The 19,144-nt window shown below is 52.3% G+C and carries 15 protein-coding genes; 11 read left to right on the forward strand and 4 right to left on the reverse strand.

Going from position 1 to position 19,144, the window contains the following annotated elements; all coding sequences use genetic code 11:
- Nucleotides 1-12: 12 nt before the first annotated feature.
- From GZZ87_RS15490 to GZZ87_RS15505, 4 genes are read right to left on the reverse strand one after another with little or no spacing between them, the layout of a single operon-like run.
- Nucleotides 13-279, reverse strand: coding sequence for a phosphopantetheine-binding protein (locus tag GZZ87_RS15490; protein WP_162028174.1), 267 nt, complete (start codon nucleotides 277-279; stop codon nucleotides 13-15).
- 48 nt (nucleotides 280-327) lie between these two features.
- Complete coding sequence (locus GZZ87_RS15495; protein WP_162028175.1) at nucleotides 328-942, reverse strand: VTT domain-containing protein; 615 nt, start codon at nucleotides 940-942, stop codon at nucleotides 328-330.
- 7 nt (nucleotides 943-949) lie between these two features.
- On the reverse strand, nucleotides 950-2,521 hold the full coding sequence (locus GZZ87_RS15500) for an NAD(P)/FAD-dependent oxidoreductase (protein WP_162028176.1): 1,572 nt from the start codon (nucleotides 2,519-2,521) through the stop codon (nucleotides 950-952).
- The gene (locus GZZ87_RS15505; RefSeq protein ID WP_162028177.1) at nucleotides 2,508-3,833 is read right to left on the reverse strand and encodes an NAD(P)/FAD-dependent oxidoreductase; all 1,326 of its coding nucleotides are present in this window, start codon (nucleotides 3,831-3,833) and stop codon (nucleotides 2,508-2,510) included. Before GZZ87_RS15505 ends, GZZ87_RS15500 begins: the two co-directional genes overlap by 14 nt.
- A gap of 309 nt (nucleotides 3,834-4,142) precedes the next feature.
- Between GZZ87_RS15505 and GZZ87_RS15510 the strand changes: the two genes are divergently transcribed.
- The 11 genes from GZZ87_RS15510 to GZZ87_RS15560 all read left to right on the forward strand — a co-directional run bounded on the left by GZZ87_RS15510 (nucleotide 4,143) and on the right by GZZ87_RS15560 (nucleotide 18,693).
- The gene (locus tag GZZ87_RS15510; protein WP_162028178.1) at nucleotides 4,143-4,550 is read left to right on the forward strand and encodes an SET domain-containing protein-lysine N-methyltransferase; all 408 of its coding nucleotides are present in this window, start codon (nucleotides 4,143-4,145) and stop codon (nucleotides 4,548-4,550) included.
- A 122-nt stretch (nucleotides 4,551-4,672) separates the two neighbouring features.
- A complete protein-coding gene (locus GZZ87_RS15515) occupies nucleotides 4,673-6,370 on the forward strand; it encodes a GspE/PulE family protein (RefSeq protein ID WP_162028179.1) in 1,698 nt (565 codons plus the stop codon).
- 323 nt (nucleotides 6,371-6,693) lie between these two features.
- Nucleotides 6,694-9,678, forward strand: a complete 2,985-nt coding sequence (locus tag GZZ87_RS15520) for a TonB-dependent receptor (protein WP_162028180.1) — start codon at nucleotides 6,694-6,696, stop codon at nucleotides 9,676-9,678.
- A gap of 106 nt (nucleotides 9,679-9,784) precedes the next feature.
- Complete coding sequence (locus tag GZZ87_RS15525; RefSeq protein ID WP_162071465.1) at nucleotides 9,785-10,546, forward strand: DUF3450 family protein; 762 nt, start codon at nucleotides 9,785-9,787, stop codon at nucleotides 10,544-10,546.
- Nucleotides 10,547-10,566: 20 nt separating this feature from the next.
- The gene (locus GZZ87_RS15530) at nucleotides 10,567-11,967 is read left to right on the forward strand and encodes a MotA/TolQ/ExbB proton channel family protein (RefSeq protein WP_162071466.1); all 1,401 of its coding nucleotides are present in this window, start codon (nucleotides 10,567-10,569) and stop codon (nucleotides 11,965-11,967) included.
- A 19-nt stretch (nucleotides 11,968-11,986) separates the two neighbouring features.
- Nucleotides 11,987-12,574 (forward strand): MotA/TolQ/ExbB proton channel family protein, encoded by a 588-nt coding sequence (locus GZZ87_RS15535; protein ID WP_162030927.1) that lies wholly within the window; start codon nucleotides 11,987-11,989, stop codon nucleotides 12,572-12,574.
- A 169-nt stretch (nucleotides 12,575-12,743) separates the two neighbouring features.
- Nucleotides 12,744-13,142 carry a biopolymer transporter ExbD gene (locus tag GZZ87_RS15540; protein WP_162030928.1) on the forward strand — a complete coding sequence of 133 codons (399 nt, stop codon included), beginning with the start codon at nucleotides 12,744-12,746 and terminating at the stop codon, nucleotides 13,140-13,142.
- Between the two features lie 30 nt (nucleotides 13,143-13,172).
- Nucleotides 13,173-13,829, forward strand: coding sequence for an energy transducer TonB (locus GZZ87_RS15545; protein ID WP_162028275.1), 657 nt, complete (start codon nucleotides 13,173-13,175; stop codon nucleotides 13,827-13,829).
- A 39-nt stretch (nucleotides 13,830-13,868) separates the two neighbouring features.
- Entirely contained in the window at nucleotides 13,869-15,224 is a 1,356-nt protein-coding gene (locus GZZ87_RS15550; protein WP_162071467.1) for a tetratricopeptide repeat protein, read from the forward strand.
- 213 nt (nucleotides 15,225-15,437) lie between these two features.
- Nucleotides 15,438-17,396, forward strand: coding sequence for a tetratricopeptide repeat protein (locus GZZ87_RS15555; RefSeq protein WP_162024499.1), 1,959 nt, complete (start codon nucleotides 15,438-15,440; stop codon nucleotides 17,394-17,396).
- Nucleotides 17,397-17,613: 217 nt separating this feature from the next.
- A complete protein-coding gene (locus GZZ87_RS15560) occupies nucleotides 17,614-18,693 on the forward strand; it encodes a hypothetical protein (protein WP_162024500.1) in 1,080 nt (359 codons plus the stop codon).
- Nucleotides 18,694-19,144: the final 451 nt, after the last annotated feature.

Below are 19,144 nucleotides of genomic sequence, written 5' to 3' on the forward strand. Positions count from 1 at the left end.
GCATGACAATCGTTATACTCGTCCTGCGATCTCTTTCTGAATATAGGCCGCTAACACATTCACCGATTTGAGAACTTCCTTCGACGCTTCGCTACTACCGATCTTAATGCCATACGTCTTTTCCAGCTGCAGAACCAACTCCAGACCATCCAATGAATCGAGGTCTAAACCACTACCAAACAACGGTTCATCATCACCAATATCCTCAGGACGCAGATCATTCAGGTCCAAGGTCTCTATGATTAATGTTTTTAGTGCGAGCTGTAGGTCGTCTGCCATGGGGACTATTCATTTCGAAGGCAGCCAATGGTCAAGATAACATTGCCATTATTTGGCACCAAAGATACGCCGTAATAGCAGTAATAAGCCCATGATCCCAGCAACCATCGCCACGGGAAGCCAGCCCGTTTCCTCAACCAAGTGAGGCACCGCAGCCATGCCTGCTGCGAAAATCGATTGAATCGACAATGAGATCACAAAATAAGGAACGAAGTCGACCCCGAGCACCGCCAGCATATAATTCTGGATAAAATAAGGCACGCCGGGAATCGAGCGCACAAGGAAAGTGACTCGAAATTGATTCCGCTTCGTTAATTCAGGTAGCGATCTGTCATACTTGGATAACAATGCTGATATCGGTGACGCCAACAGATACCTAGCAATCGGGTAAGAGATCGAAATATTAATGGCCAAAGCGAGTGTGCAAAATGCCCAAGCATGCCACCACACATAGGCAGAACCGGCAAACAGGTAAAATACTGCAATAGGAAAGCCCACCAGCGGTAGGACGCTCATCATCAAGATGAAATAGATCGGACGAGTTTCGCGAATCAGCGGGAGGATTCGCTCAATGTCGAAATCAATCGCAACCAATAGCGACAAGCCTGCGGCGAGGGACAGCCCAAAAATGAACAGCCTAAAAAGGACAGTATTGACTTTCATTACGGCTTTATTGGCTCCTATCAGAACCGGCTACTGAAGCGCTCGTGGATTGACTGACCGCTGCATCTTTCACTGGGCGACCCCAGCTACGCCAACCTTCCTTCAGTTCAAGTAGCAACCAAGCGAACAAGCTTCCGATGACTCGAAATAGTAAGCTTTTGTCGAAGCTGAAGCTATTAAATGCGAAATAATGCCGATCATTACATTTCCCCCAGGTCCCGCGCTTCATGCGCATTTGCCCAATCGCGGCAAGACGTCGATTGTAAGTTGTAATTAGCCATGCAGGGAAACGCGTATAGGGCCCGTTTAAGGGAGCCGCATTAAAACTACTATCTCCAAGACGATAAGGTTGAGAAACTATGCCTAAGTAATACAATCCTAGGTCAAGTTTGAACGCGATGCGCATGAGTTCCCAGTCGCCCATATAGTAATACTTGTTTTTGTAAATCGACTCGAACCAGTGCTGGTATGAGCCCAAGAGTAACTCATTACGGGCGGTGTAGTCCTCTGGCATCACTCGATTTTGACGTTCTCGAACAATCAAGTCCGCGGTGCCAAAACTCGTAAAGCTAATCCAATCCATCCCCGAGCTATAGAACGGATCGATAAACCCCGCCGCATCACCGACCAAGGCGAAGCCATCTCCCACCATCTGCCGAGAGGAATAAGGCATGTGCCTACGCCAATGGAAATCACCGTCCACACAGCTCGCCTCTTTCAATAAGATGGGGGCAATCGGATGCTGATAGAGCAAGCCTTTGAACCGATCAATAGGCTTATCCCCCGCGGGAAGCTCAACTAAACGTTCATCGTAGACGATACCAATACTGACATCGCCCCCCTTGAGCGTAATCCACCAAGCCCACCAGCCGCGGCCGATTAAATGATTGGTTGCCGTATTCCTGCGAGCGTAACAGCGCTTAGCAAAATCCGGAAAACATTTACGAATCTCCGGATCATCCCAACTCTTCACGCCACGCCATCGCACCCAGGCGGTGCTAATGGGATGGCTCTCATTGCGCTGAAGCCAACCTGACTTTCTGGCCAAAATCCGTGAAACACCCGAACAATCCACTAACCAGCGGGCACCGAGCTGCAGTCGCTCATCCCCTTTCTTTAAGCTCACTCGCTGCGTCCCGCCGGCATTCAGCTCGAAATCCTTCACCACACAAGGCCGGAGCAATTCGATGCCTTCGCGCACGCACAGCCCCAACACATGCTCATCGAGCTTGGCACGATCCACCTGGTAGCTCGCTAACTTCACATTGTAATGCGGGCCGATCTCACTACAGCTATCGAGACAGGTGCTGTCCTCATTTTGAAACCAAAAACGCAGCCCCTGCTTGTTCAAGTGGTGCTCTTGCAGGTAATCCGTAAGGCCTAATACATTGCCAAGAAAATAAGAACTAATCTCGACCGTAGACTCTCCCACTCGGCGCTTAAACTCCTCTGAACGTTCAACGATCAGAATCCTCAGCTCTGGCGCCTGCCTTTTGGCTAAAAGAGCCGTAGCAGCACCCGACAAAGCTCCGCCAATGACAATTATGTCATAAGGAACGTTATGGTTAACTTCGTTCATTTTTTTCTAATACTGAGGGGTTCGGAGATAAATTAACTCGTGATACAAAGCGCCAACGGCGATTCAAGACACATATCCAATTAAAAACCAGATAGCGCCACTTTAATCGAAGCGGTTCATGCGTATTTCCAGCCACCACACTGTTAACTGCTGCAAATAAACCAAAACGAGGCGTCGGATTCATAAAAACAGCAAAACCATCGTCATCGTAGAAATTCTCGATCAAGCGCTGCATCACCCGAATGCGTTTCTTCAACTGATTCGTATAACGAAGTTGCGCTTTCTCGCACAGATTGGATTGAGGCTGAGCCCCAACCGCGATGATCGCATCTGCAGCCATTTCTGCAGATGTTAATGCGAGATATACGCCAGACGAAAATACGGGATCAATAAACGCGGCAGCATCTCCGCAAAGAAAATATCGAGCGCCACAGAATGCTTCATGTATATAACTGTAATCCGTAGTCACCTGCCACTGCTCTAATGCCTGAGTCCCCTCTAATCGAGTTTGTTGATAAGAGGACTGTTGCACCGCATTCCAAAAGTAAGCCTCAGAGCTCTCGCGGTTTGCTCTAAAAGAATCCAGCGTCGACACATAGCCAACAGAGCATCGCTGATCCGAGAGTGGAATATTCCAAAACCAACCATCAGCTAACCGAGTAATAACAATGTTACCTGCGTTGCCTCCCGGCTGTAACGCGACTCCTTGAAAATGATTATACACCGCCACACGCTTTGGATAAGGCAAGGGACTACGTGGAATATTTAATTTACGAGCCAACCAACAAGCGCGCCCGCCTGCATCAATCAACCAACGCGCCCCACATTGCACGACAGTCGAATCAACAGACACATCCACCCGCCACCCGCGCTCTGTTTGCTCAACAGAATCCACGCTGGAATTTTGAAAGACATGACAACCACTCGCCTTCGCATGGTTTAATAGCAATTCATCAAATCGTGAACGCTCGACCTGGTAAGTATAGTCAGCATTTGCCAGTAGTCCGTTCGCGAAAACACTATGCACCGCCGCATCATCACTCGCCGTCTTAAACTCTGCGCCATTTTTCTTTAAGAACCCCGCCTTTTCAACCGCAGGCCACACACCCATACGTTTAAGGACCTCGTTCCCCACGGGAAGCAGCGATTCACCGATTTTATAGCGAGGAAACACAGTCTTCTCAAAGATCGCCACCGAAAAACCCGCCTGCGCCAGCAAGGTGCCCGCACAAGACCCAGCGGGACCACCTCCCACGATGATCACGTCATATTCAGGTTCAGCACAAATAGGTTGGCTATTATTCTCACTCATATTCACGGGACGAACTGCGAACATTCAACACAGTAAAAACAACTTTTATTGTCCTCAAAAAAGTTAATTACGGGAGCTCACCATCTAAGACTCAATACAAAACGAACTATCTAGAGCATCGTGAACCTCCAAGAATGACTGGCCTCATCGACCCAGTCATTCCATTTTCGCTGGTAAGCACGAAAATCGCCAAAGGCTTTGCCATTCGAGACGGTCACGCACCGCCTCCCCTGACACACACCCCTCGGATAACAATTCCTGCAATTCAGACTTGGACGATCCGCGTTCGATGTTCAACGTCCTTCAGACATGCCCAAACCGAAGAAATGGACAGAATCCGACTTTGAGATCAAGCCCTCCAGCATCGAGGGTGCTGGGCTAGGCTTGTTCACAAAGGTTCGTCTCCAACCCGAAGACACCCTCGGCTACTACACTGGAGAGATTATTACCGAAGAAGAGTTTCACAATCCCGATCGCCCATTCTCCGCCTACGTGCTCTGGGTCTGCAGCACTCATATCATCGTCGGCGAAGGCCCGAAGGCGAATTATACGCGCTACATCAATCATAGCGATACCCCAAATGCGTTCCTCACCGTCTCTTCGCGATGGAAATCTGCCCGATTCGAAGCCCTCCGCGTGATTGAACCCGGCGAAGAAATTTTCTTCGACTATGGTGACGATTATTGGGAAAAGGATGAGTTGCCCGTAGCAGAGTAATCATCAAACTTCGCGAAACTTATATTCGCCCTAGCCGATCCACAACCTGACTCCCGTTCCGCGACGAACACCTCTGGTTTTCAGCATTTCAAACTTTCAGCATTTCAGAATTCCCCCCAAACATGGACCTATCCAGTATCTACAGAGACCTCAGCGACGCCGCACGTGAAGAGATCGAAGCACTGCCCCGCTCCGAACGCCTTGTCCAAATTGCAACCCTGCAAAACCGACCGACGCGTGAACTCGTCTCTGAAGTGGCAGAACTGGCAAACCTACCGGTGCTCAACGAGATCGAACTGATCGACAACCCCACTGCAACCCTGCCACTACGCCTCATCCATGCCTATCAATGCGTCCCCGTAAGGAAGCACAGCAATACAGACGAATTTAGCGACGAGCCGCTAAGCAACACCGGCCCGATCCCACTCGTCACCCTATGGCCGCCGAACGATCAGATGGATCGATGGATCTTTGCCGTCAGTGGGCGTAAGCCCCAGTGGCACCTAGGAGACCCCGAGCAGGTCATCAACACGATCACACAGCGCTTCGGCGTGGGAGCAGGCAGTCTCGATGAGTCTGATATCGCGACCAACGAAGCCGAGGATGAAGAAGCTGAAGACGAGGACGCAGCAGTCATCCGCTTTGTGAACGAAGTCGTGCAAAAAGCCGTCAGTGACCGCGCAACCGACATTCACTTCGAGCCACACCGTGATGCACTACAGATTCGCTACCGTATCGACGGCGAACTCGTCGCCATTCGCGTGCCAGATAATCTGATTCGCTTCCAAGACGCCATCATCTCTCGCCTCAAGATCATGGCGAAGCTCAACATTTCCGAGAAGCGCCGCCCACAGGACGGTCGCATCTCCTTTGGCGCAGGCGACACCGAACTCGACATTCGTATCTCCACCTTCCCCACGATGTATGGGGAAAGCGTCAGCTTACGCCTACTCAACCAAAAGACCAAGCCGCTCTCCATGCGCGAACTCGGGCTTCAGGAAAACGAGGAAGAGTTGGTGACCCGCACGCTGGCCGCACCACACGGTATTATTCTTGTCACAGGCCCGACAGGTTCTGGTAAATCCACTTCATTGACCGCATTCATCCGCTTGATCAACCGTCCCGAACGACGGATCATCACAGTCGAAGACCCTGTCGAGTATGAAGTCCCCGGCGTCAACCAGACCCAGGTGCATGCCGACATCGGCCTCACCTTCGCGCACTCGCTGCGCGCTGTCCTACGCCAAGACCCTGACGTTATTATGGTCGGCGAGATCCGTGACCGCGAGACAGCCGACATTGCAATCCGCGCTTCGCTCACTGGCCACCTCGTGCTCAGCACCCTGCATACCAATGATGCCCCAGGCGCACTGACACGCTTAACGGACATGGACATCGAGCCATTCCTAATCGCCTCATCCGTGGAGATGATCATCGCCCAGCGCCTCGTGCGCCGCCTTTGCTCGAACTGCGCACAACCAGCCAACTACGAGCCGCACCACGTAAAAAGTTGCCTCACTACAATGCGTATCGACCCGGCAGAGGCTCAATACGGGCACCTAGCCAAGACACAAGTCGGGTGTGAACGTTGCCGTAAACTCGGCTTCCGCGGCCGTGTCGCTATTTTCGAAATCCTTCGCATGTCCGAAGAAATCCACGAACACATCGTGCAGCGCGAGTCCTCCCGCGTCATCCGCGATACAGCTATTAGTCAAGGGATGCGCTCGCTCCAGCAAAGCGGCTGGGAGCACATCAAAGCTGGCACGACGACCTTAGAAGAAGTCATGCGCTTCGCCGAGATCAGCAGCGACGAGAGCTAAGAAGCGCACCGTCAGCTTCGCCAGGACTTGCAACACCATTGCCAGCAATGTGTAAGGTGTTCGCGTGCGCGCATGCATAGACACCGCCTTATAGTTACGCGTTTGCAGTGTTTTCCTGCCAAAATTAACACTTTTGCGAAGTTGATGTAATAATCAATAACCAGTGACCTAGAGACTACTCCCTGCAACTGCAGTTATCGTCCCTTGTCTAAAATTGTTACACCGTTATTCGCTTTTTCTACATTTCTCATTGAAGTTACTCCTGCAATGAATGTTATCATCCCACCGTTTGCCCGGCAGGATTCACTTACCCCCACACCGCTATGATTATCCCTAAATACCTCACTATCAGCTCGATTTTTCTGGCTGGCACAAGCGCCACGTTTGCTCAGACCGAGCAAACCGATTCATCCAACGAAAACGCGCCTCTCTTTCAACTGCCAGACGCGGAAGCCACCCCAACAGCTTCGAGCGACGAAGCCACGCCCCTCTTTCAATTGCCCGACGCGGACTCCGACGCAACCAGCGCAGTCGACAACACTGCCGAAGCCAGCGAAGACAGCGTTGCCGCCTTTACGATTCCAGACGCAGAAACCGAAGTAGCCGACAGCACCACCGACGAATACGGCAGCGCAGACACCGAATCTGATAACGATCCAGCCGAAGAGGATGAGGTCTACCACATCCTACCCGACTTCGTCGTCTCCGCCGAGCATGACCGCGGCTACTATTCTGCCAACTCTCTCGCCGGCTCACGAACCGACGCACTGATTAAAGATACGCCGATGACGATTCAAGCGGTCAACGATCAGATGATAAGCGACCTTTCCCTTTACGATATTGATGACCTCTCAGGCATCATCGCCAGTGCAGAGATGGAAGACGATGGCTTCAGTAATCGTGCGATCCGCTTTCGCGGGTTTCGCAGCAGCTTCCAGCTCTTCGAGTTCATGCCCCGCCAAAGCGCCCAAGATAGCTACAACGTGGAACGCGCCGAGATCATCCGTGGCGCCAATAGCCTCGTCTACGGCCAAGCCGCGCCTGGCGGTAAAGTCAACTTCCTCGCCAAAGCAGCCGAATTAAACAAAGACAGCCTGGCATTCAATACCGCCGTCAGCGACAAGCACCTCTTCCGCGCCGACTTTGATGGCAATCAAATCATTAATGATCAGCTCGCCATTCGCGTGATGGGTGTGCACACGAAGCAGCAATATAACCAAGATTACAAAGAGAAGAAATACGACGGCCTCACCACAGCACTCACTTATCGTCCAACCGAAAAGACCACCGTGCGCCTCCACCTCGAAGGCTTCAAAGAAGAGCGCAACAGCCCCCCGAGCATGTATCAGAGTAAAACTGGCACCAATGGTATGAGCGGCATACCCGATGGCCTTCCATTCACCTCTGATGTCGTTGATTTACTTTCAAGTGACCTCAAAGATTACATTTATAAATATAACGACGGATCACTACAATACACCCCAAACCCCAGTGCCAATAATGTAAAATACAGAGACGTGCTAGTAAACATAGACAACGAAGAGGACCTCAAAACGTTCATGTCAGGGATTAACGCAGAAAATACCGGCACACTAGTCTCCCCAGATGAAGAGCGTGAAGGCAAAGGCTTCTTCGCTCAAGGTGACGTCACTCATATGATCACCGACGACTTACAGTTTAAACTGTCGGCGATGCGCGAAGAGTGGCAGAACGACATCCGTAGCCATGCGGATCCCAAAAACGTCTACGCATCAATTTCACAAGGCGTGCAAGATGAAGACAAAGAAGTCGGAGGCATTGGCGCGTCCAATCGTCAACGCCTTTACATGAAACCCTCATGGCAAAAACAGCATAATACCGACAACACCACCTCTCTACGTAACACCCTTTCATGGAATACAGAAGTCATGGGCTCAAAGCAGCAACTCATCATTGGCCTCGACTACGATCAACGCCATAGCACTAGTGACCTCGATGCGCTGGTCTACGAAGGCTATGTAAATGCAGACGGCACCTACGCAGGGAGCGATGCCACGAAAGACTACTATCAATTCATCTTCGGCAACCGCGACCATCGCGATAATGTGTCTTCCAGCGATTTAGACATCCTCAACCCGAACATCTCATATCCGAATGGATACATCGATGGTGGCGTAGGTTCTTACACTCGAAAGCAAGAGCGCGATGCGACCGTGACCACTTCTGCCCCATGGACTGCCCTTCAAGGCAATTATTTCGGAGGACGCCTCCACACACTCACCGGCATCCGCTACGATATCATGAATGTGGATTCCTCATATTCAAATATCCAAGATGGCGGTGTTGGCGATGATCCCAACCCATCGAAAATCGACGAAAACTATTACAAAGCCAGCCCCTCGCTCGGCGCTCTCTTCTGGCTCAACAAAAACTGGGCAGTCTTCGCCAACTATGCTGAGTCCATTGAGTCACCAACAGGCTGGAAACTCACTCCTGATGGCGATTCTGTTGATCCGGAAACCGGACGAGGCTTCGAGTATGGGCTCAAATACGACCTCCTCGACGGCAAACTCACAGGGCAATTCATCGCATTCCATATAGAGAAGCAGAATGACCCACTCAGCTATAGCGACACCGTGCTACGCACACTCTACCCTGGCTTAATTGATGCGAATGATAACTTCAACAAAGCAGGCGCTAACCTAGACGGCACAAATGTCGAAAGCGATGGCTTCGAAGCGGACATCTACTACAATCCAACGAACAGCATCTCACTCTTCCTCGGCTATGCCTACCTCGACACCGAAATCACAAAAGCACCAGCAGGCATCGATGAAGGGAGCCTCTACCCAGGCACGGCCCGCAACACTGCAACCTTCACCGCACGTTACAGCTTCAAAGATGGTGCCCTAAAAGGTTGGTATTGCGGACTCACTCAGAAGTATCGCGACAAATCCTACCTCGGTAATTACTACGAAGACGTCGGCTATAGTAACGACAAATTCAAAGACCGGAACGACATTAACTTAAGAGACGGCAAATCGGATGTCCTCGGTGTAAACGAATACAAAGACCCCAACGACCCCGACAAAGTCACTGGCAGCGCCAAAGCCAAAAAGCACGCAGTTTGGCTCGACGACAATTTCGAAACATCCGTCTTCGTTGGCTGGCGTGGCAAGCTTTACGATAAGACAAAAGATGCTCCTACCTACAATATCCAACTTACGGTCATTAACCTTTTTGATGCAGTAGACATAGTCGCCCGCGGCAACAATGCGGTGTATACAGAAGACCGCACCTTTGTCCTACGCGCTGGTGTGCAATTCTAGCGTATTCTCCTCTGATATGCGCGGTTAAATTCCATCATCCATTAATTTGTGACTTTTTAACAACATTACGCTTCAAGTCGTCATCCACTCCTACCATAATCCTATTATGAAATCTAAGCATTTACTTAGCTTGGCGCTCTGCGCCGGAATCTCCACAACCTCGCTCACTGCGCAAACAGATATCGGATCCACACGCGACGTGCTGGACCAATGGGTCCAAACTCGCCAAATTACTTCTAAAGAAAAGAGCGACTGGCGCTTGGAACAATCGATTCTAGCAGACACTCAAAAGTTGCTCAGCAGCGAGCTAACACGCCTAGACACCTCACTCGAAGAACTCAATAGCTCTGCCACTGCAGCCGATGAAGATCGCGCCGAACTCACGGCAACCAAAGAAGCGATCGCCGAAGCCTCAGCCGTCGTCGAAGGCTCCATTATTGAGTTAGAGACGCAGATTAAAGCCATCGTCAAAACGATGCCGGCCCCTCTAATTGATCGAATCAAGCCACTGATTCGGCGCCTCCCCGAAGACTCTAGCGATACAACACTCTCCCTCGGAGAGCGCGTGCAAAACATCGTCGGTATCCTCAGCCAAGCGGATAAGTTTAACACCACCATCACTCAAACCAGTGAATCACGCGAACTGGACAGCGGCAAAGTCGTCGAAGTGCGCACACTCTACTGGGGCCTCGCGATGGCCTACTACGTCGATGCCGCAGGCGAATATGCTGGTATTGGCTTCCCTGGAAAAGATGGCTGGGAATGGCCTCAAATCGACGGCGCAGGCCCGCAAATCAAGAAACTCTTAGATGTCTATGAAGGCAGCGAAGAGATTCAGTTTGTCGAAGTCCCCGCCCGCATCAACTAAGCCCTTTATTACGCGACATCATGCAAGCACTTTCTAAAACGCTCCTCGCCCTCACCGTGGCTGCCCTTGCGCTGCCATTTGGCGCACAGGCACAAACCTTTGACGCTGCTGGCGGCAAAGCCAAGGCCGACCTCGATGCGGCCCTGGCCGAACTCACTCAAGTGCGCGAATCCATCGCCGCTGAGAAGATTCCACTCATCAGCGACGTTTCGAAACTCGAAGATCAAGTCAGTCAAAAGAGCGACGAACTCAATCGCCTACGCCGCCTACGCGACAATAGCGACCTCGGCCTCAACCGCCTGCGCGACCAAGTCGAAGCCCTGCAATCTCAAAACGAATACGCTGGCAGTCTGCTCGACGAATTCGTGCGCTCCTTTGAGACGCGCATTGATTACAGCGAGACTCAACTCTATGCAGACACCGCCGAAGAAGCACGGCTCGCACTTGACGATCCCAACATGAGCACCACTGAGCGCTTCCAAAAGCAGATCACAGTGATCGGTGTCGCGATCGATCGCCTGCAAGAACTCGTCGGTGGTTACACCTTCGAAGGCGAAGCCCTCGCCCCCTCTGGCGAGATCGAAACCGGCACCTTCGCAGTGTTCGGCCCGAGCGTTTACTTTGCATCCAATCAATCCGAGCTGTCTGGTGTGACTTATAATAAGCTCAACGCCGCGGTCTCTGCCATCGCCGTGCCCGCCAATGCACTCGGCATCCGTCCATTCATCGAGACAGGCGAAGCCAGCATCCCAACCGACCCGACACTCGGCAAAGCGCTCAAGATCCAAGAAGGCAACGATAGCATCGCTGAGCACCTCGCAAAAGGTGGCAGTGTTGGTGCCGTCATCATCGGCCTTGGCTGCGTCTGCTTATTACTCGGTCTGGTCAAATTCTTCGAAGTCACCAGCTTCAAAACACCGAAGCCCGAAAACGTCCAACAAGTCCTTTCACATGTTACCAGTGGTGATCTTGACGCAGCACAAAAAGCAGCATCCAGCATCTCTGGCGCAGGCGGCGTGCTACTGACCACTGGCGTCGAATATGCCGACGAAAAGCGCGGCACACTTGAAGAAATCCTTTACGAAAAGATCCTCGCGGCACGTCCAAAGCTCGAACGCTTCCTTCCCTTCATCGCGCTGACTGCAGCAGCCGCACCACTCCTCGGACTACTCGGCACCGTCACTGGTATGATCAAAACCTTCAACTTGATCACCATCTTCGGCACCGGCGACGCAAAGAGTCTTTCATCCGGTATTTCCGAAGCACTCGTCACCACCGAGCTTGGTCTGATTGTTGCGATCCCCGCACTAATCCTACACGGCTTACTCGCACGCATGGCGCGCCAAAAGATCGGCGACCTAGAGCAAACCGCTGTCGGCTTCATCAATGGCGTCGTCGCTTCCAAGCACGAAGACAAGTAAGCCCCAACCTCATCCATAGATGTTTGAAAAAATCATAGGCATTTGGCTAAGCGGCGGCTGGGTAATGATCCCACTCGCGCTCCTAGCCGTGCTCATTTACTCCAGCGGCATCCAGTTGCTACTCTTCTTACGTAAGGGTAACATACAGCTCGGCCATGAAAGTGAATGGATGAGCTGGATCTACGATCCCTCCAAAGCCACAGGCCGCGCCGGCGAGATCATTCGCTACACGCAGGAAAACATCTCCGAGTCTAAGCACGTGCGTAACCGCTTCGAAGAAGTGCGTCAAAGTATGCTGCACGACATCGAGCGACGTATGATCTTTCTGAATACACTCGTCGCAGCCGCCCCACTCATGGGGCTACTCGGCACCGTCATCGGCATGCTCGGCACCTTTGCCGCCATCTCCAGTGGCGGCGGTGCAGAAACCGCAGCCATGGTCGCAGCAGGGATCTCCGAAGCACTCATCACCACACAAACCGGCCTATTCATCGCACTACCAGGCATCTTCCTAGTCTTAGTCGTGCGCCGCCGTAAACACGCCATCGAAGCCGCACTCGCCCGCATCGAAGCACTAAGCCTCACGAAGCTTTCGTTGAAAAGCTGAAATACGGAAAATTTGAAACATGGAAACGTGGGAATACGGAAACTTTGAAACTCGGAAATACGGAAACTTTGAAATCCGGAAACACGGAAAATCTGAAACGCAGCTTCCCCACTTTCACTCCCCTCACTTTCACTCTCACTCCCTTCACTTTCACTCCTTTCACTAAATCATGCGCCGCAACCTAGCATCCGAAGACAGAGACGACGTCGAGATCAACCTCTCGCCCATGATCGACATGGTGTTCATCCTCCTCATTTTCTTCATCGTCACTACCGTGTTCGTCGAAGAGACAGGCGTCGAGGTCAACAAGCCCGAAGCCTCTGCAGCCATCCAGCTGGAGAAAAACAGCATCTTGATCGCCGTCACCGCCAATAACAAAGTCATCTATGGCGGACGCGATATCGGCGTCAGTGGCGTCGCGCCCATCGTCAAACGACTCACCTCGCAAGAAGACATCCCCGTCATCATCCAAGCCGACCAAGGTGCCAGCCACGGTGTCTTCGCCCGCGTCTATGGCGAAGCCAAACTCGCCGGAGCCAAATCCATCAACTTCTCCACGAAGCGATAGCTTCGATTACAGAGTTCAGCATTTCAATAAATGTCATCGGTTTATAAATCTCCTAAAGGAAAAGGCACCCGCACCATCGGGGTGTTGCTCGGCCTCGGCGTCAGTGCGCTCATCTTCCTAGCGATCCCGCTGACGCAGATCTTTACCGAATACGAAAAGACTCCTTCCGACATCGAATCAATTGAACTGGCAACACCGCCACCACCACCGCCCGAGGACGAACCTCCACCACCGCCAGAGCCCGAAGAGGAAGAGCCACCTCCTGAACTCGACACGCCACCGCCACCGGTCAGCTTAGAACAGCTCGACATGGCACTCGAACCCGGCACCGGAGACTCCCTCAGCGGTGACTTCGCGCTCCCGACCGTCGATCTCAAACAAAACCTCGGCAGTCTCGACATTTTTGACCTTAGCGACGTGGAAAAGAAGCCACATCCCAAGAAACAGAGCGCACCTAAATACCCAATGGACGCCACACGCCGCGGACTCAGTGGCTACGCCATCGCAGTCTTTATCGTCGATCAAAACGGCAACGTCATCGACGTTGACATCCCGAAATCAAGTGACCCCATTTTTGATAAGCCGACCATCGAAGCGATTCGCACGTGGAAATTCAGTCCCGGTGAAAAAGACGGCAAAACCGTTAAAACACGTATCAAAATCCGCATCCCTTACGAAATCGAATAAGCCGCACGCACCACGCGACACCCACACACACTTTTTGCCATGAACAAACTCCTGCAACTCCTCCTCGGCCTGACCGTCTCGCTCAGCACGCTCAGCGCACAATCCGATCCCACAAAAAACATGTGGAACGACCCGGCCTTCGTGAATTCCTTCACTGGCAGCTACGGCATACTTTCCGAATACGAGCCACCCATTTCCAACGATGAAAAGCTCGTCCTGCGCGCCGTCATGGACGCGATCAAGTCCAACCCGCGCACAGCTATCCAGCAACTCGAGCCGCAGATTAAAGCAAAGACCAGCGCCGCCTTCGACTTCATCCTCGCCAACCTTTACTTCCAAGAGGGCGACCTAAGGAACGCTGAAAAAAACTACAACAAAGCGATCCGTAAATTCCCGAACTTCCGTCGCGCCTATAAGAACCTTGGCCTCGTGCAAGTGCAGGCTGGCAAATATAAGGTCGCCGTCAAAACCATCTCCAAATCCATGGAACTGGGCGATGTCGATGGCCGCTCCTACGGACTCCTCGGCTACGGCTACCTCACGCAAGAGCTCTACTACCCTGCAGAGACCGCGTATCGTCAGGCCATCCTGATGAATCCTGAAACACTCGACTGGAAACTCGGCCTCGCCCGCTGCCTGATGGAAACACAGCGCTACGAAGACGCCATTGCCCTGTTCGACACACTCATCAAAACACAGCCCAACCGTCCTGACTTTTGGCTCCTCCAAGGCAATGCCTACATCGGCAACGACAACCCAATGGCAGCCGCACGTAATATCGAAATCGTCCGCCGCATGGGCAAGGCGCAGCTCGCCACTCTCACCCTGCTCGGCGACATTTACATCAACAACGATGCTCCCGCACTGGCACTCGACGCCTATCTCGCCGCACTCAAGCTCGCGAGTAACAAAGATACACACTCACTCATACGCGCCGCCAAGATCCTCACCCGCAGTGGCAACTACGACGAAGGCAAAGTGATGATCGCACAGACTCGCCAGCAACTCGGCACACAGATTAAAGATGCCGACGACCTCGAGCTGCTCATTCTCGAAGCCAGGATTGCACGCGCCGAGGACGACAACGAGACCGCCATCACAGCACTCGATCAAATCATCAAGCGCGACGCCCTCAACGGCGAAGCCATCATCGACCTCGGCCGCATCTACGCCGCCCAAGGCAAACTCGCCAAAGCAATCAACCGCTTCGAGCAGGCCGAAAAGATCGCTGAATTTGAGCGCAAAGCACTCATCGCCCACGCACAAGCACTCGTCGCCAACACAGACTATCAAGCAGCACTACCACTGCTACGACGCGCCCTCTACATCCAGCCCGATGAGAACATCGAAGACTACCTCAAACGAGTCGAACGTGCCGCTCGTAACAAATTCTAAGAGGAGCCATTCGGGCATAGCGCGCGTTACGCAGAGATGGCAAACCGTCTGCAGTTTGCCCCGCAGAGGTGATCCAGGCAGGTGCCCATTAGGGCGCCTGAAAAAACAATTGTGAATTAGGAATTAGGAACTAGGAACGAGAGAGGGATGACCGTTTCGTGCGTCAGACCTAATTCTCAATTCCTAATTCCTAATTTCTAATTCCACCCTCCCGTGCCGCGTCGCTTCTGCATTTTCATCTCCGTATTCTTGGCTGTTGCCTGCTCGCTCTGTGGCAAGTCACAGCCCACGCGCATTCAGTTCTATTACGGCATCGCAGAAGGCAATTATCTGATCGGCGATCTCAAAGGCGCAGCCAACAGCGTAGAGCAGATGCTCAAGCTCGACGCGGACTATGTGCCAGCGCTCACGCTCAACACCCGCATTAAGATCGACCAAGGCGAACCCGATATGGCACTCGCATCAGCGGAACGCGCGATAGCGCTTGAGCCCGACAACCTAGAGCACCGACTGCTCAAAGCACTCGTGCTCGGTAATATGAATAAGCGCGACGATGCCATCCGCATCATCGAACAAGTCATGCAAGAGGCCCCCATCGACTCGGATGATTACCGCGTCGCCAGTAAACTCCTCGGCCTACTGCTAATGGCCGAAGGCGATTGGGATACCGCGGCAGAGACCTTTAATCAGATCTACCTAAACAACCCCGAGACAGCCGAGATCAGCCTCGAACTCGCCAGCGAAGCTTACATCGAAAAGGCAGGCAACGCGCTCAACAAAGGCGATAGTAACGCAGCCGTCGACGCCATCACTCAAGCGCTTGAAGTGCATGAAAACCAAACCGGCGCAGTCAGCCTCAAACAACGCACTGCCCTACGTATGATGCGCTCACGTGTGCTGACCCAAGCAGGCCGAATGGATGAGGCCATCGAAGACCTACAATACATCACTAATCAACAACCCGAAAATCTCGAAGCCTACGTCACCCTCGCCTCGCTCTATGCCAGTGCCGAGCGCTGGGATTCCCTGCAAGGCATCATCAAGACCATCGCTGCGGATGAGAGCCTTAAAGATATCGCGCTCTACCTCGAAGGCCGCGCCCTACTCGCAAAAGGCCGAGCCGGCAGCGCACGTGAAAAATTCGAAAGCGCTCTGCGCCTCCTGCCCGATGGCTCTAGCAAACTCCGTGCCTCACTCGAATTCTACCATGGTGTCTGTTTTGATATAACTGGCCGTAGCGCCGATGGTGACATCGACATTTTAAAAGCACTCGACGGTGGCTTCCGCCCTGAAACGGCCGAGGAAGCAATCCTAGCCAGTCGCACGCTACTACGTAACAAACAGGCGGACCGTGCCATTCTCATCCTCGAAGCGATTACGCTCAACCGTATCAGCCCCTCCGCCGAAGCATGGGCCATGCTCGGGCGCGCCCATCAAGCAAGCAATTCCATCACACTGGCACTCAGCGCGTTTAACCAATCACTCAGCATTCGAGTCGACCAAGCCGAAACCCTCGCACTGCGCGGCTCCCTTCTGCGCAAACTCGGTGATCTCGGAGGCGCAGAGGCCGATATCGAAAGCGCGCTGATACTCGACCCGGGCAACCCCGCACTCACCTACAGCCTCGGGCTGATCCAACTACAACTAGGTGATCTCAGCGCCGCTGAGCAATCCATCGGGTTCACAGCACAACTTCTGCCAGAGAACCCCGGAATTCAACTACTGCACGCACTACTCGCTTATAATATCGACTCCCCAAAGACCGCACGCATCGCGCTCGACACTTACCTGACGCTCGTGCCCGAGCGCACCAACGAATCGGCCTTCTATCTGGAATACATACTCGGAGCTGCGCAGGACCCAAGTCTCGCCACACTCAAACTCACCCAACGCGCCGCACCCACCACCGCTTCGGTGCCGCTCAAAAACTTCCTCGGCTACGTCACTGGTGAGCTCGACCGCAAAGCCATCCTCGACGATGCGGGCCGTGCAGAGACACCACAGCTGGCGAGGCAACAACTCTGCGAAGCCGCGTATTGGCTCGCTCAGCAGGAACAGCTCAACAAGCACGCCACTGAAACCGCAGAGCTCCTCAAGCTCGCTACCCAGATAGGCACTCCCGACATGCCCGAATATCAATTCGCAAAATGGCAGGCCGACGAAGCCCCCTGAAACAGACACTGCGACCGACTCACTCGAGGCGCAACCGAGCTACATTCTAGCGGCCCAAGTCAAAGATAGACGACTCCCTCTAGGCATTCTTCGAAAAGAACGCCTAGACCACTTCACAGAAAAACCGCATCGCTCAAGTAAAAGCCTGAAATAAAGAGCGAATCCTAACACGAGTAAGCAGACTTTACATCTGAGGCTGATACAGTTGTATCAAAACATGCCATTCATCCGATTGCTATTTTCCCTAACACTTGTTGTTGTATTATTAGCGCAACCAGGTTGTGGCTCTTTAGGTCCTCGAACCATTCCGAAAGACCGTCTGGATTACGGCGACTCGATTGATAAATCATGGAAGCAGCAAACACTGCTGAATATTATCAAGATGCGCTACATGGAGAATCCATTTTTTATAGATATCGGCCAAGTGGTAGGAAGCTACACTATAGAAACTTCAGCAGGTGCAGGCTTCCAAGGGTATTTCGATAGCGCTCCATCTGACTACGGGAATCTCGGTATTAATGGAAAGTGGACGGATCGACCGACGATCACTTATGTGCCACTGACAGGGTCTCGCTTCTCGGCGTCATTAATGACTCCGATCAAGCCAGCATCTCTATTCAGCGCAATCCAGGCAGGCTGGCCAGCGGACCTCGTCCTCTTGCTCTCAGCTGATTCCATCAATGGCCTGCAAAACGAGCATATTGATGCAAATCAACAGATCACTGCCAACCCGAAGTTTATGGAAGTCGCAAAGATAATGCGAGACCTTCAACTCTCGAGGCAAGTTGCTTTTCATGTGCGTGAGAGCCAACAAGATCACCACGAAATGCTACTAACGACGTATGCGCATCCGATCACGCAACGAAACAGTGCCGAGGTCCAACACTTAAAAGATCTATTGCAACTGGAGCACAATCAGAACGCATACTCCTTGAAATATGGATCGTTTGCCACTGGAAACGAAGAGATTGTGATTCTTTCACGTCCGATGCTCCATATACTTTCCGCATTATCGCTGCATGTCATGGTGCCGGAGTCGCACATAGAAGAAGGGCGCGTGCTTGAAGGCTATAGCGACAGCGCTCCAATAAAGAGTGCCATCAATTTTTGGATACATTCCTCAAAGCATAAACCAAGCGATGCATATTCTGCAGTCTTCTATCGCGACCATTGGTTCTGGATCGATGACAAAGACATCGATTCCAAGCGAATTTTCTCACTCATCAGTATGATGTTCACGATCGGCCAATCCAGCAACGATGGCAATTCCCCGGTATTGACGATCCCAACCAGTTGAGGCCGCCCCCCCTGCCTCGTAATACGGTCATCATTAAAGGCCATAAAAAGATGACATGGGAAGGATTGCAGACAGCAGCCATGGCAAACCGCGCATCCGGCACCTGTGGCTAGAAGCAGAGAAGCGCATGGCTGTAGCGATTTCTCGCCGGTTTGCGACCGACTGGTGGCGCATTCAGACCGGTCGTATTTTTAGAACATAATCAAAAGATCGAAGCTTGGAACTCGCCGGCATTGTGACTCTTATCCATGTGGACTTATGATTTATTTGATCGGTTCGCCCGTTTTGCCCACCCAAACAGTTAAATAGGGTTAAAGCTGAATTCGAGTCAGGACAGACGAGACGGAAGCACTAAGGGCATTTACTCAGCCCAACCTAAGTAATGTCACAAATGCCTGAAGGTCTTAATCTATAGCGGTCCTATAGTAATACACGGCCTCAAATTAAGCGT

The sequence above is a fragment of the Lentimonas sp. CC4 genome (genome assembly GCF_902728235.1).
In the GTDB taxonomy this organism is placed as follows: domain Bacteria; phylum Verrucomicrobiota; class Verrucomicrobiia; order Opitutales; family Coraliomargaritaceae; genus Lentimonas.